The following is a 15,619-nucleotide window of genomic DNA, read 5'->3' as shown; positions in this document are numbered from 1 at the left end:
TTATATGATTTATTTCCATACATAACCTTCTGCTTCAATTTGCACACCATCTACAGTCACATCATAATGATTGTAATTAACATATACCGTTTTTTCATCACCATATACAGTCTTCTTCACATTTGATTCTATTTCCTCATGTGAACTAATTGGTAATGTTCGAACAGTCTTTAGTACTTTATTTAAATGATCGTATAGATCGACTGCATCTTCTTTCCACAGTTGATAGTTAGCAGAATATAAGTGATTATACTCTGTATTTTTTATTACTGTAGGCTCCTCATAAAACAAGCGAAAATATGGATTAGCACCTGTCTCTAATGCTAGTAAAAGTTGTTTTTTCATACTTTGTTCTGTAGATAAATTATGAGGGTTATACGCATAATCTATATATCCATGTATGACCATTTGATAGAACGGAATGGTTTGATCAATAATATTGAATTGACTACTTGTAGCAGGAATCTCTAAAATATGCTTACTAAACGGCAGAGCATAGTCATTCCCACCAAATGTTATAATCTCTTCCGCCACTTCTTTCACTTCTGTCAATTGATCAATTACAGATTTTCTTGTCGCTTCACGGTCCATTCCATTCTTTTCTTGATAATCTCCATAAAGTATGTCTGCAACATCTTTAATAGCAACATTATCCATATGAAGTTCTGCATATGTTTTTAAAAATTGTTGTGTAATTTGATCGAATTTATTGGGTGCTAATAAATAACTTGGTTTTTTAGAGGTATCCCGCAAAAAGCTCGCTTTATTATATGGGTAAATCTCGGCGATTTTCTTATTTATAAATCTAGCTCCATCTTTAGACGGTGAAAAGTCAAATGAATCTTTATGAACTTCCATTAACGACACAGAAGGATAAAAGGAAATATGGTTATCTTTTAAATACGCATCCAATTGCTGAAAATCATCTTTCCCACCTAATTCATTATCTATTGAAATGTTTGTTGGAACTGTATGACTGTATCCTTTATTAAACCACCCAGTATATAGGACCTTTAATGCCTTTATATTTCTACTTTGTAATTCTTCAATAATTTCTTGCGCTTGATTGAAAGTAGTTAATGCCTCTAATGACTGATATGGTATACCTAAAAATGTTTTCCTTTTTGTAATCGCTCCAATCAAATCTAAATAAAATGGGATATCTCCATCTGTTAAACGATTGAGCTTATGTTGTGTCAATAAATATTCTCTATATTTTCTTGCCATATTACTGTAATTTGCTTCCTCGTCTAAGAAAGAATAACGTATCTGTAAGTCTCCCTTATATGGATTTTGTTGAAATAAAGCTACTGTACTTTCTCTATCTCCACCTGATAACGTCACATCACCTTTTTTCTTAATGGTAAAACTAGCATATACATTATTGTATAAATGAATACGGCCTGCTACATCTGACACAATACTTGCAATACCATTACCATCTTCAATAATCCCAATGAATCCTCTATTTTCTTGATTCATTCCGAATACAGGTAACCGAGCAGCTTGAACAATCTCCATTTTTCTTTTTGAAAACTCTGCTAAGTCCTCACCATATAAGGGGATGTCTAATGTGCGATAGTTCGTCTTTCCATTATTCAAATGAATTAATGCCCCTGACCCGTCAGGTACAAACATAAATCCATTTCTATGTTCATTTGCAGCACCGAAAAAAGGTAATATATTTATTTGTGAAATAGGATAAGCATCATTCTGCTTTATGTCGGACGTGTGAACAGATACTACAAAATCATCGTCTTCTATACTATATTCTACTGGAATCGTAAAAACAGGCTTTTCAATTATCCCTCCTGATTCTCCATCCATTTCTGCTAAATCCTTACCTAATTCTTCTTCATCATATCCAATCTCTTTGAATAATTGTAATGTCTGTTCAATAATTACTTTTGGAAATGATGCATCTCTTCTTTCGTAGATTTCTTCTTCCTCCAAATATAGATAACGTTTTTTAAAGTCTTCTCTCGTTTTTTCATCTGTAATTTTGTCTAATATAATCGTCTCAAATCGTTCTTTTGTAATACGCTGTGGAATTGCTTCAAGACCTTTAGAAATATCACCTAATTTATATATTACGGTCAATTTATTTTCATCTTTTTCAAATTCTACTTGTTTGTTGCGTACAGCTAGATTACTATGCATCCAACTCGTTTGACCATGTTGGTTAAAGTACATTAATGAAAATTGAGATTGTAGAATTTCTTTATTCTCACCTACTGCAATTGTATCTGTCTGCAAATCTAACGGATTAGAGAACCATACCTCTTTTGTTTGTTTATTCTTTACAGCGATTTCCGCTGTTTGCTGATTTAAATAAAGCTCTAAAACATCGGACACTAATACAACTACCATTTCTGCTAATCGCTGATTTACCATTTCTTGTGTATAATCTTGTCTTATACTTTCTAATTCTTCTTGACTTATTCCTTGTTCAACCTCTTCATCTATTAATATATCTCCCTCTGTTTCTTCTGATATGTTTTCTTCCATTTCCTCTGCCATAATGAAAGACTGCGAAAAAAGAAAGCTACTTAGTAACAGAACGAAAAGTATCACTTGTATTCTTTTCAAGGAATCTCCCCCCTTTCTCACACTCGATACATAATTTCTTTATAAACGGTGTCCAAAAATGTAAGCATTTGCTGAATCAGACTAAAAAATAATAAGCTTAAAAAAATGATAATCCCCATTACCATTACTGTTATCAATAATGTGATGATAGTCTTTGTTACTGTATACTGGTGGACTGTCATAATACCTACAAACAATAAATACAGAAACCAAAGCATTGCAAATGATTCTAAGAAAAAGAAGAATGTTGCTTCTTCCCATGTAATCACATTGCTAATTATTGTATTACACACATATAAGCTTACTACCGGAACAAGCGCATAAGCTGTTGCCATTAAGATTTCTCTAAACTTACCTTCTCCATCCATCAATGTTGTAATAGACCAATTAGCAACACAAAATAAGAAAAAAGGAAAGACGATATACTGTAATTCTGCTAAACTATTTAATTCATAAGGATTATTAAAATTCACAATAAATCCAGTAAATTGACGCTTTAATATTGCTACAATGGTTAGAATTGCAAGAATACAAAATGCAACACTAACCTTCCCTTTATTCTCATATTTCAAATCCCAGTATCCTTTGAATGGATGAATAATGATATAAAACGGGAACTTAATGAATTCCTTTTCCAATTATATTCACCCGCTTTCTCCGATAATTGATTATCGGTTTTATACACAGTAATGCTACGATAATAAAGACAAAGATGGTCATCATTGTACCGAAATGTTCCCGTAACAAATCTTGGCGATATCGTTTAAATGCTTTTGAATAATACTTCCGACTATGCCCATTCTTAAAATAGCTCATTGCTTCTTCGTGCTTACCTTTCATTAGTAATGACTTACCTATTCCTATATAAGCGATTTCATAATTGACATTTAACCGCAGAACATCTTCCCAATAGTGTGCAGATGTCTCATCATCCCCATTAAAATAGTACTTTACTGCTTCATTTACTAAACTTCCAAATGCTGTTGGTTCAAAAACAGTCAGTCGATGATTACCTTTATCTAGCACAATGATTTTCTCTCCAATTCGATCAATTGCTACTGGTGTTCTAAAAGTACCTACTTGTGTACCAATTTGACCAAAGACATATAGTAAATTACCATCTTCATCATATGTGAAAATTCTTCCACGCTTCATGTCTAAAGCACTGTAGACACCGTATTCATTCACTGAAATATCCACAAATGTAGAAGTACCTGTATAACTACCCGTATGTGCATATTGTAAATCACCAATAATCGGGTGGTATCCTTCATTACGTAAGACATTTTCTCCTGTTGGATTTAAACGTTGAATAGGAATTTGCGTATTCTCTTCTGCATTTGTAGTATAGATAAACCCTTCGTCATCTATATTCAAATTGTTAAATTCCATTGGTATAAATAAGGCCATTTTGGCACGTTGTTCATCTGTTGCAATCATTCTCCATACATAATCGATTGGATTAAATCGTACTCTATTAGCGCCTATAAACCCTGTGAAATCACCATCAGAATCGAATTCTATAATCCCATCAAAAATCCCCCTACCAATCACAAATATTCTGTTCGCTTTATCTACAGCTACTTTTATTGGGCGATATTCAAACCCTTCTCTTATGACATCAGATTTGGGCGAGCCAATTTCTTTAGTTAGTTGATTGTCTTTTAAAACAACAATCCGTTTATTCCCAGTATCCGCAACATAGATGTGATGATCATCTGTAACATGAATACCACTTGGTTGAGAAAAGCTATCCATACGATCACCATTTTGAAATGACTCAATGGAATCTAATAATTTAAATTGTTGATTTAATATTACAATTCGATTATTTCCGGTATCTGCGACATATATTTTATTGTCATTAGATACATAGATATCTTCAGGTCCATTAAATAATCCAATTTCATTATTCCTACCATCAATAATATGTGATGGTACATATGGTACAGCTGCAGGATCTGTATCTTCCCAGTAAGAGTAATTATAAGAAGGATAAGAGACAGCAGCTGATACTTGATCTGTGTGAACAAAACTAATGAATAGGATACTTGTTAGTAAAATAACAAAGATCTTCATCTTATCCCTCCTAATCTTTCATCCCTGAAGTGGACATTGTTTGAATAATACTAGCTTGTGAGAATAAAAAGACAGTAATTGGTACAGACATTAGCATTAATGCCACAGCTGCAGCGGCACCAGCACGTGCAATACCACCTTGAATAATCTGTCCTAATGCATAATGCATCGTCTTTAATTCTTCACTATAAATAAAATTTCCACCATCTGTTCCCCATAATTGTTGGAATAGAAGAATCATTAATGTTAACCATGCAGGCTTTACGATGGGCATAACGATTGTCCAGAAAATACGATATTCACTAGCTCCATCCATTCTTGCAGCTTCTAAGATACTGTCAGGAATTTGTTCCATAAATTGCTTCATTAAATATAAACCTAATGGAAAAGCAAAAGACGGTACAATAACAGCCCAATAGGAATCTACCCATCCAATTACCGACATCGTCATATAATTCGGTATTGCTGTTACATGTGGTGAGAACATTAAAGAAAGTACAACAATCGTAAACAATACGTTTTTAAAAGGAAAATGATGTTTAGCAAGTGGATAGGCAGCCGCTGCCGAAAATATAATATGTCCTGCTGTACCAACTGCCGTAATAAATAATGTATTAAATATATATCGAGTAAACGGTACCCACGAATTTGCCATTAAATTTGCTAAGTCAATAAAATTATTAATAGTTGGATGACGTACGAAAAATCTTGGTGGAAACAAAAAGATTTCATCCAATGGTTTGAATGCATTATTAATCGTATAAATAAGCGGCAATGCCATAAATGCTCCAAATAATCCGATGATCAAAAAAAGAAATACGGTCCCGTACCAAGAGCGATTCACTTTCTTTTTGCGTGTGGAAATACGTTTTGTAACCAAAGACATTGCCAATTTACTCACCTACTTTCCTTAATAATTTTTGTGTAATTAAGTTTGTTGTCATCATGATCATAAACAAGATTGTTGCAATTGCCGATGCATATCCCATTTCAAATCGAATCGAACCATAATCTATTAAATGTGTAACAATTGTATGAGCGGCATACTGTACACTTGGAAAACCTGCGATTGCCATAGAAACGTCCGCAACAGCAAATGACATAGTAATTTGTATAACAGCACCAAACATTAATTGTGGTCTCATTGATGGTAATGTGATATACCAAAGCTCTTGCCATCTATTACGGATACCATCAATCGCACCTGCTTCAAATAATGTTGTGTCAATATTTTGCAGTCCTGCTATAAATGCCAAAAAAGCAGTACCAAGACTTAACCATAGTTGTACTAGCATGACAATTGCTAAAACATATGTTGGGTCTTGTAACCATTGGATTGGTTCATAAATAATGCCTAGTTTCATTAAAAATCCATTTGCATATCCATAACTGTCCCCCGAAAAAACAATTAACCAGATAAAAAATATATTTCCAGATATAGAAGGTGCAAAAAAGATTAATGTCAAAAATGCTCGTATCTTTGATGAGAATTCATTAATAATCCATGCAAAGACAAAGCAAGCAATATAACTAAGAGGTCCTGTAATTGCAGCAAATAGAAACGTATTTTTTAGTGCAATTAAAAACACATCGTCCTCTAAAAACAAACGAGCATAATTATGCCAACCTACCCATCTAGGAAATTCAAGCATATTAAAATAGGTAAAACTTATGACAACAGAAATAACAACAGGTAATACTGTAAATAAGAAAAATAAAATAAAATATGGTGCCATCAAAATGTAAGAATGCTTATGCAATCTTACATTTCTAGCGATTTGTTTCGTAATAAATCGTTTTTTCTTTCGATCATATAATTTCTTCTCGTCTATTTCTAATATAGTATTTTCATTCTGTACTCCCATTATTAAATCACCTCTATTCTACCGGTAAATTAAATTCTCTACGCTTCACTTTTATTTCGTCATTAATATAGATAACGTAATCATGTAATGCTTCTCTTGTATTCGTTCCATTATTCACCACTTCTCGAAAAGCATTATCTAAATGTCTTCCTGTAAAATAACCACCGGGTACTTCAGGAATACCTTTTACCCATTGCCATTGTTCTTCTAACTGTTTATAATCTCTAAGTGGCCAAGGTAGCTCTTGTAGCGCTTCAATATTTGCCGTAGGATATCTAGCTGCTGCCCCCATTAGCCCTTCCATTTCTCGTCCAAATCGTACTTGAGTATCTTTACTCGTCCACCATTTCAGAAATTCCCATGATGCCTCTTTATTTTTCGATTGTTCCATAATGACTGCAGCTGTACCTGCACTTCCAACTTCTCGTCGAATTGTGCCACCTTCTGTTACAGTCCCAGGAATAGGAACAAATTCCCATAACCCTCTTATTTCAGGTGCTGATACAGATAAATGATTGTATAATGTGTATTCATCAATTCCAATTGGCATCTCGCCTGTTCTAAATCTATTTGGAAAATCAAACTTTAAAGGAATCTTATAATTGGTATATAAACTAGTCCAATCTTTAAATACTTCCATGGAAATATCTGAATTTAACGCACTACTTTTGGCATCGCTATCATATAGCACACCATCTTTTTGATATAACATCATTGTGAATGTTTGATTAGGAACTAGATTCTGTACTTGGCCTGGTGCTTGAGGATCTTGTAATAATGGAAATGCAATATTCATATGATTTTTTTGTAATACTGGAATCATTTCAATCACATCATTCCATGTCTGTGGCACTTGAAGTCCTAATTCTGCTAAAATATCTTTTCTGTAAAATAACATGCTAAACGTTTGTTGTTCTGGTAGTGCATAAACCCCTCCGTTAAATTGATATGGAACAATAGCACTATCTCGGAAACGCTTTTCCACTTGTTCGTAGTCTTCGAATTGAGTTAAATCTACGACAGCATTTCTCATAGCATAATTAACAGGAATTTCATTACCTATTTGCATCGCTACATCTGGACCTTGTCTTGCTAATGTCGCTGGTAACAACACATTCATTTGTACTAATTTCAAATTTACTTGTATACCTGTTTCTGGTGTAAACGTATCATCAATCATCGATTTCAGAACTTGTGCTTGGTCACGTCCTGTTCCTATCCATAACGTTATTGCATCGGAAGATTCCGCCTCTGCTACATTACCAATGCTATTGTAATCTTCTATAAAGGAATAAACGAATGCACCTGCACTATGTTTTAATTTTTGAAAAATACTCGCTTCAGCTTTTGGTATTTGCTTATCACTTGATGTGACGAGTAAATAATCAATCTCTAGTGGTTGCTCTCGAACGGTCAATATCCATGTACCTAAGCTTCCAACATTAATTTTGAAGGAATCTAAACGTCTTTGAATCGTTTCAGGTCGTATCACAAAGTCACGTAATTGATATTCAATTGTATTTAAAATAGCTGTTTGGTCACTTGTTTCTCCAGTTACTCTTTCTAACTCTTCTGCTACTTCCCTTAGTGTATTCGCTTGCTGTTCAAACTTCTCTAACAAATCAGGTATTTGTTTCTCTAATTGATAATCTCGATAAGGATCAGGGACTGCTCCTGTTATCATTAGTATTTTGCGATATAATTCATTCAGTTCTAAAATAGAAGTTTCGACTGTTCGTAACAAAGGAGCGATATCACCTAATGTAACCTCTAGTGTGACTTCATTTTTCCCTTCGTTTAAATAGAATAAATAAGGAGTCTTTTCCCCTAGCAATTTGGTATTCCAATCATTATCATACGTAAATGGAATCTTTTCGACTTCTTTAAAAGGCAATTCTCCGTTAATAAGCAATTTACGTGTAGAGAAAACCCCTCGAAGCATATTCTGTTTGTTCTTTATAGCTATCTGATAAAGTCCCGATTCCGGAACATCTACTTCCCACGTAATCCATTGACCTGGCCAGCGCCAATTATATCCACCGATTGTATTCATTCTAATTTTTGAAACATGATAAGGTTCTGTCGCAGGACTACTTCTATCATTAATTGCATATAAGGTAGGAGCTGATTTGATTTTTGCATCTTCACCTTGAATTTTAATTTGTATATTTTTTACTTCTTCGTATTGCTCATCTTTATACTCATTAAATACTTGTTCATATGTTAATGCTTCTTCTACTTGGAAAATTTTAATATAATCCATAATCATTGGTTCTCTAGAAGAAGTTAACGATATTTTGTTTAAACCTTCTTTTAAATAGAAGGAATATGGTTCCACATAATAACCTTCTGCGTCTCTTAATAACATTTCTCTCCACATCGGTTTTTCTATCTGCCTTGGTCGTAATTCATTTCCTCGATTATCTTTTTCGATGACTTCTTTTTCATTTCCCCATACTCTAGGAAAAGTTAATGTTTGTGCACCTTGAAATGGCAATTCATCATTAATTCGTAACTCTCTTTCGATAGAAGAACTTTTTCCTTCTACTGGATAATATTGAATTGCTATATGATATAAGCCCTCTTCTTCAATATTGATATTCCATTCTACTGTACCTATCTCATCAGTCCAAATTGCTGCGTTTTGCTTACCCTTTTTATTTTCCAAAAGCTTTATATTCATTTCATCTACACGTGTAAAATGTTCTGCTTCAATGATATATTCCTTCATAGGTCGATTTTTGTCTTCGTATTTTACTATGTAATGGCTAAATAGATCTTCACGTATTGTAGAGGTATCATCAGAAGTACGCTTCTCACTCGCAATTAACGACTGTACTGTAAACGGTAATAACACTAGACTAAAAACAAAAATAAGCATGAGTACCACTATGCTTATATGAATGAATTTCTTCAATTTTTACCCTCCTTTACAAAGGAATTATCTCGTTCGATCGTCTACTATTATAGAAAAGAAAATACAATCGAATTGATTGCATTTTCTTCTCTAATCATTCATTACCTCTCAAATCAATACTCTAAAATTATTCAATGCTTAAAAAATCATCGACTCTTGCTTGTGCTTCACCTTTTATACTTGCAATCGCTTGTGAAGGAGATTCTGCACCTGTTGAAATATTTTCATTCATTTCATAGAAAGCATCTTCTAAATTGTACGCTTTCCAATAATTCGCATTAATTTTACCTAACATTTGTGATGCAGTATCAATCGTTTCCATAGATGGTAATACCTTTGTAAACCATTCTTGTACACTATCTTCGGTATGTTCCCACATTTGTAAATCTTCCCAAATTTGATATACAATTTCTGGTTGTTCCACTCCAACAGGTATCGTTAGTCCCTCTACGTTGGATACAGGCGTTTGATAATCAGATGTTTTTGGACCTTTAGGCCAAAATACATAACCCCATTCAAATGGAGTTTCTAATCTTCCTTCTGCTTCCCACACCCATCCTTGTGTCATTCCTACTAAACCTTCTGTGAAATATTTTCTGGGATCTTCCCAATTGTTTCCTTCATTAGGTTTCACAACTTTATGTTCATTGTATAATGCACTCATAAACTCATATCCTTCTACAGACTCAGCGGAATCTATACTCACTTGCATCGTATCTAAATCTAAGATTTTCCCTCCATTTGAAGCAATAAAATATTCAGCAAAAAGATTCGGATCACCACTTAATCCATACTGTTCGCCATTTGTTAATGTTTTTGCTGCTTCTAACATAGCCTCCCATGTCCACTCACCATTTTGTTGTTGTTCATATGGATCTGGTAGACCAGCTTGTTCAAACATTGTTTTGTTGTAATACATCCCACCACTTTGATTTAATTCATGCATCATGAGATAAACATTGCCATCAAATGTGCCCATTTCTTGTAACGTTGCTGGGATTTTACTATTACTCAAATCAATTACTTCATTTAAAGCTAATAAATAATCTTCCTGTATAAGTGCTGCTGCTTGAGATGACTCTAAACTGACTAAATCAGCAAATGGTTCCCCTGCTAATATGGTTGATGTTAATTGATTTACTTTTTCTTCCCAAGGTACGACTACATATTCAATTTTTACATTATATTTCTCTTCTACTTCTTTAAGTTTTTGTACACTTAAATCTCCTAACTCTGTTCCACCTTGAGGAGTCATATCCCAGTGATTTGCTATTCGTATTGTTCGACCACCTAAATCAACTGCTTCATTTTCCTCTTCTTCCACTTCTTCTGGCGTTTCTGTTGTCTCCTCATTTTCTTCTGTTTGTACATCTTCAGGATCTTTTTCATTCACAGATTCTTGGTTATTACAAGCAATCAAGAACATTGACAACATGAAAACTAATAAGCCAACTAAATACATTTTTTTCATCGTATTCCCCCTTATTTTCATCTTATTAATTAAGAAGAAAGCAATTTGCAACACGCAGGTCTAGGTTATTTTAAGAATGCGCTTTCATTATTTAATGATACGGAATAAACTCATGAATTCATATGGTGAAATACGATTTCTATATGGCATAAAACTTTTTAAAAGTAGTGAAAATGATAAATAAAATGTACATACAAATAATAAAAAAGAGAAAGTGTCTGTAAGGCAACTTAGCGACAGTAAGAAACTAACTGAGGTATAGTAAGGAATCCATTCAGTTAAAGTTGTATAACTTTGACTGGTTGCTAGCGAAACGTAACAGAGTGTTGTAGTAGTTTATCCACAACGGGGTATCTAAACTTCTTTCAATTGTTAACTTAATTAATTGCAAAAAAAAGAACATAGAGCATATCTACGTTCTTTTATATACTATTTTTGTTTTTTCTCCTAAATAATACAAATCGAAGTAACAATATATTAATAAGTAACCAACTAAATCCTAATAAAAGTCCTGCAACAATATCAGTAAAGAAATGGACACTCAGTACAATTCTACTCATCGCAATGGTTAAAATAAGTAAAGTAAGTAAGACAATTAAAGTAATTTTCCAACGTTTCTTCCATTCACTTTTACTAATTAGATAAATAACAAACCCATAAAATGCTACGGCACCTGTTGTATGTCCACTAGGAAAACTATAGCCAACTCCGTCATACTGCTCTAACAAATCAGGTCTTTCTCTTTCGAATAACATTTTAAATATCTTTGTTAATAATCCTATACCGACTATATTAATAATAAAAAATAAACTATACCATTTACTTTTTTTCGTCAATAGTAAATAAAGGATAACTACAACAGAAGCAACAGTAATAAACCACACAGATCCGATTTCTGTTATCCATTCCATTGCATCATAGAGGAAAGTCTCATTTAATTTTGATGCGAAAGAATATACAAAATCATCAATAAGTATTTCTTCCTGTTCGATGATTTCTTCAGCTAATTCTATAAATAGAAGCATAGAAAGAACAAGCATAAGAAAGCTTGCTAGTAGAGTAATAATAGGGAGTATCGTAATATTATGTTCTCTTAACCATTTGTTAATCAATGAAATATCTCCTTTTATTTGAATCATTCTATAACTAATGTTCCCTTTCTTATTCTCTCCAAACATTTACTCTTCCATCTTTTTAAATCTAGGTATTTCTACACCATCTATGTTCACTTTTTCAAAAAACATCTTATATGGTCTGGCAAAAATACGATTCTCACTGTTACGATATATAACTAATTCTTCCTCTGTTTCACTATGTGTTGCTGTAAACATGTACTCATATATGCCACCTTTATAATGTTTATACTTTTCCATACATTAAACCTCCATTTACTTTTGTTAATAAATATAAGTTTCATACCATTATCAGATGTATTGTAAAGAAGTCAATGAAAGCTAACTAATTAATTATGCTCTTAACCTTTATTTTGTTACATTAATGCTTCCATTATGAGTCTTTAACTTTACTAGATTATCTCCCTCCCCAATAATATTGGAAAAATCATTGTCGTCAAAAATGATAATATTCCCATTGTGTACACTTGTATCAAATCTAACATTTGTAGGTTCTTCTTCTGTTTGAATATTAATTTTTCCGTTATGCGTTTCAAAATTGATTGAACGATCTATATTGCTTGTTAAAAGAGAAATCGAACCATTATTTGTTCTTCCATTCAGATCCCCTATAATCTCACTCATCACTATCTTCCCATTTTTAGTACTCACCTGGATAGAATCAGAAATAATATCTTCAAGTTGAATTTTTCCGTTGTTTGTACTAATCATAGAAGTTACAGTTTGTAAATGCTTCATATCAATCTCTCCATTATTTGTATACACCTCTAATTCAGTAGTACGGACTTCTTCCATCGCGAGCTCTCCATTGTTAATTTTTAAAGTTATTGCCTGGTAGTCTTTCTCTGGTATATATAATTTAAGCTTCTGTTCCCAATTATAAAAATGAAAGCTAAAAAATGACCGGTCCTTATCTTCTAATTGAATTTCTGCAGTGCCATCGTTTTCTTCAACCGTAAATGTACTATTGGTCATTCCTTCCCTTGTAAGTTCAGCCCTTATCGTAGTGCCAGACGTAGGAATAACCTCCACACTTTGATTATCCACCTTCATCTTGATATTTTCGATATTTTCAGCATTTATTTCTTTTGTTTCCACACTAGATGATTGTGCATACATGCGGTATGAGAAAATAGTTCCTAGTCCACCAACAATAATACAAATTAATGCTCCTATAAATACATTTTTTAATTTAGTCATGCTTTAATCCTCCCTTTACCATACGAACATTAAACTTCAGATACTGAATAAAAATTTTCTGTGACCAATAAGTAACATAATACATGCCAATAATTAACAGAAGACCTACACCGGTTAAAGCAATAGAAGAAAACAAATCAAGATAGTTAAATTGACCGGGAAAAATGATTAGATTTATAAGAAACAATAGTGGCGATATGGTAAATGCTCCACCTACAATCCATCCACTCAAAATAATTGCTGCTATTGCAATTAAAGGACTTGCAACAATGACCAGATTAAAAAATCCTAAACCTATTACAGCCCATATGGCACTAAAAATATTCTTCGTTGATGAAGTTTTTTCTATTTTCTCTAAATAGTAATTAGCTAGAATTTCTTTTGCAATTTGATTTGGTGATCCTAAAGCTGAGACAATCTCCTTATCTGATTTATTTTCTGTTTTTCCAATTTCAAAATGTTCTTGAAAATCTTCTATAATATCTTTCCGCTCCTCGTACGGTAAATTGTTTAAAGACTTATCTAGTTTATTCAAAAATTCATTTTTATTCATGCTTGACACCTTCCTTTATAATTTCATTTACACCATTTGTGAAATGTTGCCATTCTTCCATTAGTTCATGTAAATGTTCTCGGCCTTTATTTGTTAGTTGATAATATTTACGTGTGGGACCTTCTGTTGATTCCTGTAAATAGGTTGTGAAATATTGCTCTTTCATTAAGCGCCTTAATAATGGGTACACGGAACCTTCAGAGATAGCTATTTGATCTGAAATTTTTTGGACTAATTCATAGCCATATCTATCCTTTTTATCCAGTAAAGCAAGTACACATAGTTCTAGGGCACCCTTTTTAAATTGGATATTCATTGTTATCACCTCCAATTGCGTTCACTACTATATAATATACAGTACTTGAATAAAAATAATACTATTATTTATATAATACCATTCACTATTGTCTATTGCAAGGTACTGTTTGTGTAGTTTTTTTACTTTTTTCAATATAGTAGTAAACTAAACAAATTTTGTAAAATAGAAAATACGACTTTTTTCTCAAATTATTGAAATTAAGAACAAAAGAGTAAACATGCTAATGATTGAATCCCATTATGACTTATTCTCAACATTACAAGTGCGATTACACTTCATGTTTTCACATTTTTAAGTATGTTGTCTATTTTTTGTGTTGAACGTTTTTAAAAACATATTATTGAAATTAGTTATTTACATTAGTAGCATTATTACTGAGTTAAATTATAAATTTACCTCAGTATGAAGTAAAAGTTAGTGAAATTAGTAGTAAGACCAATCCAATCATGCCAAATTATTTGGGTGCGTTACCGAATAATTGATGGTAGAATCAGAAGTCATTAAGACAGAGGATGAATTCCTTAAGAATATAATTGATGAGCTATTCAAGACAATAAAACGTTACTTTTTCAATTTTAGATACAACTTTTTTACGCCATTACTCGGTAACGTAATCGTTCATGTTTTTGTTCCATATTTAATGACGGTATAGTTTTCATTGACTGCACCACATGCATCACAATGTGTCGGTACATAAATAAGTGAGTACGCCTCTCACATAACGGAAAGCATGCCCCTTTTTCGTTCCTTCGTATACACAATCTTCTTCAAATATAATATTTGGGTCTTGAATATCCATCAATATTTAATAGAATAAGAAATAGACAAGTGAGTTCCCTCCTAATTGTTTTGTGGTAAAAACTAATTGTACAGGGAAACTCACTTGTTTTCTATTATAAAGAAAAAAGGTGCTAGTGAATGTCTTTTGAAGAGCACCAATCTCTCCTCAAAATTCCCTTCACCAACACCAAATACTATACAACCCTAAAAAGCCTTTAGCAAAATAGCTAAAGGCTTTTTCTCGTATGGGCCTGAGTGGACTCGAACCACCGACCTCACGCTTATCAGGCGTGCGCTCTAACCAGCTGAGCTACAGGCCCATTATGTAATTAAATGGAGCGGGTGAAGAGAATCGAACTCTCGACATCAGCTTGGAAGGCTGAGGTTTTACCACTAAACTACACCCGCAAATAAAAATGGCGGAGGAGGAGGGATTCGAACCCCCGCGAGCCGTGAAGCCCCTGTCGGTTTTCAAGACCGATCCCTTCAGCCGGACTTGGGTACTCCTCCGAAATACTATACTATGGAGCCTAGCGGGATCGAACCGCTGACCTCCTGCGTGCAAAGCAGGCGCTCTCCCAGCTGAGCTAAGGCCCCATTATATTGAATATTGAACTGGTCGGGAAGACAGGATTTGAACCTGCGACCCCTTGGTCCCAAACCAAGTGCTCTACCAAGCTGAGCTACTTCCCGTAATGGCGCGCCCGAGAGGA

Annotated in this window: 12 protein-coding genes and 5 tRNA genes; all 17 read right to left on the bottom strand. The window is 33.4% G+C overall.

Features of this window, described 5'->3' with window-relative positions; all coding sequences use genetic code 11:
- Positions 1-9: 9 nt before the first annotated feature.
- Positions 10-2,589: a DUF5696 domain-containing protein gene (locus ACFOZ1_RS12500; RefSeq protein WP_390199774.1), complete on the bottom strand. Its 2,580-nt coding sequence runs from the start codon at positions 2,587-2,589 to the stop codon at positions 10-12.
- 17 nt (positions 2,590-2,606) lie between these two features.
- On the bottom strand, positions 2,607-3,227 hold the full coding sequence (locus ACFOZ1_RS12495) for a Yip1 family protein (RefSeq protein ID WP_390199773.1): 621 nt from the start codon (positions 3,225-3,227) through the stop codon (positions 2,607-2,609).
- Positions 3,208-4,668, bottom strand: coding sequence for a gluconolactonase (locus ACFOZ1_RS12490; RefSeq protein WP_390199771.1), 1,461 nt, complete (start codon positions 4,666-4,668; stop codon positions 3,208-3,210). The genes ACFOZ1_RS12495 and ACFOZ1_RS12490 overlap by 20 nt, the downstream gene beginning before the upstream one ends.
- Before the next feature lie 10 nt (positions 4,669-4,678).
- Positions 4,679-5,554, bottom strand: coding sequence for a carbohydrate ABC transporter permease (locus ACFOZ1_RS12485; protein ID WP_390200118.1), 876 nt, complete (start codon positions 5,552-5,554; stop codon positions 4,679-4,681).
- A 7-nt stretch (positions 5,555-5,561) separates the two neighbouring features.
- Complete coding sequence (locus ACFOZ1_RS12480) at positions 5,562-6,533, bottom strand: carbohydrate ABC transporter permease (RefSeq protein ID WP_390199769.1); 972 nt, start codon at positions 6,531-6,533, stop codon at positions 5,562-5,564.
- Between the two features lie 13 nt (positions 6,534-6,546).
- Positions 6,547-9,450, bottom strand: a complete 2,904-nt coding sequence (locus ACFOZ1_RS12475; RefSeq protein ID WP_390199767.1) for an extracellular solute-binding protein — start codon at positions 9,448-9,450, stop codon at positions 6,547-6,549.
- A gap of 127 nt (positions 9,451-9,577) precedes the next feature.
- Complete coding sequence (locus ACFOZ1_RS12470; RefSeq protein WP_390199765.1) at positions 9,578-10,921, bottom strand: extracellular solute-binding protein; 1,344 nt, start codon at positions 10,919-10,921, stop codon at positions 9,578-9,580.
- Between the two features lie 422 nt (positions 10,922-11,343).
- Entirely contained in the window at positions 11,344-12,033 is a 690-nt protein-coding gene (locus ACFOZ1_RS12465; RefSeq protein ID WP_390199764.1) for a phosphatase PAP2 family protein, read from the bottom strand.
- A gap of 66 nt (positions 12,034-12,099) precedes the next feature.
- On the bottom strand, positions 12,100-12,294 hold the full coding sequence (locus tag ACFOZ1_RS12460) for a DUF1653 domain-containing protein (RefSeq protein ID WP_390199762.1): 195 nt from the start codon (positions 12,292-12,294) through the stop codon (positions 12,100-12,102).
- Between the two features lie 108 nt (positions 12,295-12,402).
- Entirely contained in the window at positions 12,403-13,254 is an 852-nt protein-coding gene (locus tag ACFOZ1_RS12455) for a DUF4097 family beta strand repeat-containing protein (RefSeq protein WP_390199760.1), read from the bottom strand.
- Positions 13,247-13,807: an HAAS signaling domain-containing protein gene (locus tag ACFOZ1_RS12450; RefSeq protein ID WP_390199758.1), complete on the bottom strand. Its 561-nt coding sequence runs from the start codon at positions 13,805-13,807 to the stop codon at positions 13,247-13,249. Before ACFOZ1_RS12450 ends, ACFOZ1_RS12455 begins: the two co-directional genes overlap by 8 nt.
- The gene (locus tag ACFOZ1_RS12445; protein WP_390199756.1) at positions 13,800-14,123 is read right to left on the bottom strand and encodes a PadR family transcriptional regulator; all 324 of its coding nucleotides are present in this window, start codon (positions 14,121-14,123) and stop codon (positions 13,800-13,802) included. The genes ACFOZ1_RS12450 and ACFOZ1_RS12445 overlap by 8 nt, the downstream gene beginning before the upstream one ends.
- A 1,029-nt stretch (positions 14,124-15,152) precedes the next feature.
- Positions 15,153-15,226, bottom strand: a tRNA-Ile gene (locus tag ACFOZ1_RS12440).
- Between the two features lie 14 nt (positions 15,227-15,240).
- Positions 15,241-15,314, bottom strand: a tRNA-Gly gene (locus tag ACFOZ1_RS12435).
- Between the two features lie 9 nt (positions 15,315-15,323).
- A tRNA-Ser gene (locus ACFOZ1_RS12430) sits at positions 15,324-15,416 on the bottom strand.
- 14 nt (positions 15,417-15,430) lie between these two features.
- A tRNA-Ala gene (locus ACFOZ1_RS12425) sits at positions 15,431-15,503 on the bottom strand.
- 19 nt (positions 15,504-15,522) lie between these two features.
- Positions 15,523-15,599, bottom strand: a tRNA-Pro gene (locus tag ACFOZ1_RS12420).
- Between the last annotated feature and the right edge of the window lie 20 nt (positions 15,600-15,619).

The organism is Gracilibacillus marinus, assembly GCF_042651725.1.
Classification (GTDB): domain Bacteria; phylum Bacillota; class Bacilli; order Bacillales; family Amphibacillaceae; genus Gracilibacillus; species Gracilibacillus marinus.
Note: the sequence above shows the minus strand (reverse complement) of the source record. Positions and strands in the feature narration are given on the sequence as shown.

What these genes read in the sequence shown, in the direction of transcription:
- ACFOZ1_RS12490 (WP_390199771.1), bottom strand. Translation starts at nt 4,668, where the DNA reads ATGAAGATCTTTGTTATTTTACTAACAAGTATCCTATTCATTAGTTTT.
- ACFOZ1_RS12485 (WP_390200118.1), bottom strand. Translation starts at nt 5,554, where the DNA reads ATGTCTTTGGTTACAAAACGTATTTCCACACGCAAAAAGAAAGTGAAT.
- ACFOZ1_RS12480 (WP_390199769.1), bottom strand. Translation starts at nt 6,533, where the DNA reads ATGGGAGTACAGAATGAAAATACTATATTAGAAATAGACGAGAAGAAA.
- ACFOZ1_RS12470 (WP_390199765.1), bottom strand. Translation starts at nt 10,921, where the DNA reads ATGAAAAAAATGTATTTAGTTGGCTTATTAGTTTTCATGTTGTCAATG.
- ACFOZ1_RS12460 (WP_390199762.1), bottom strand. Translation starts at nt 12,294, where the DNA reads ATGGAAAAGTATAAACATTATAAAGGTGGCATATATGAGTACATGTTT.
- ACFOZ1_RS12455 (WP_390199760.1), bottom strand. Translation starts at nt 13,254, where the DNA reads ATGACTAAATTAAAAAATGTATTTATAGGAGCATTAATTTGTATTATT.
- ACFOZ1_RS12450 (WP_390199758.1), bottom strand. Translation starts at nt 13,807, where the DNA reads ATGAATAAAAATGAATTTTTGAATAAACTAGATAAGTCTTTAAACAAT.
- ACFOZ1_RS12445 (WP_390199756.1), bottom strand. Translation starts at nt 14,123, where the DNA reads ATGAATATCCAATTTAAAAAGGGTGCCCTAGAACTATGTGTACTTGCT.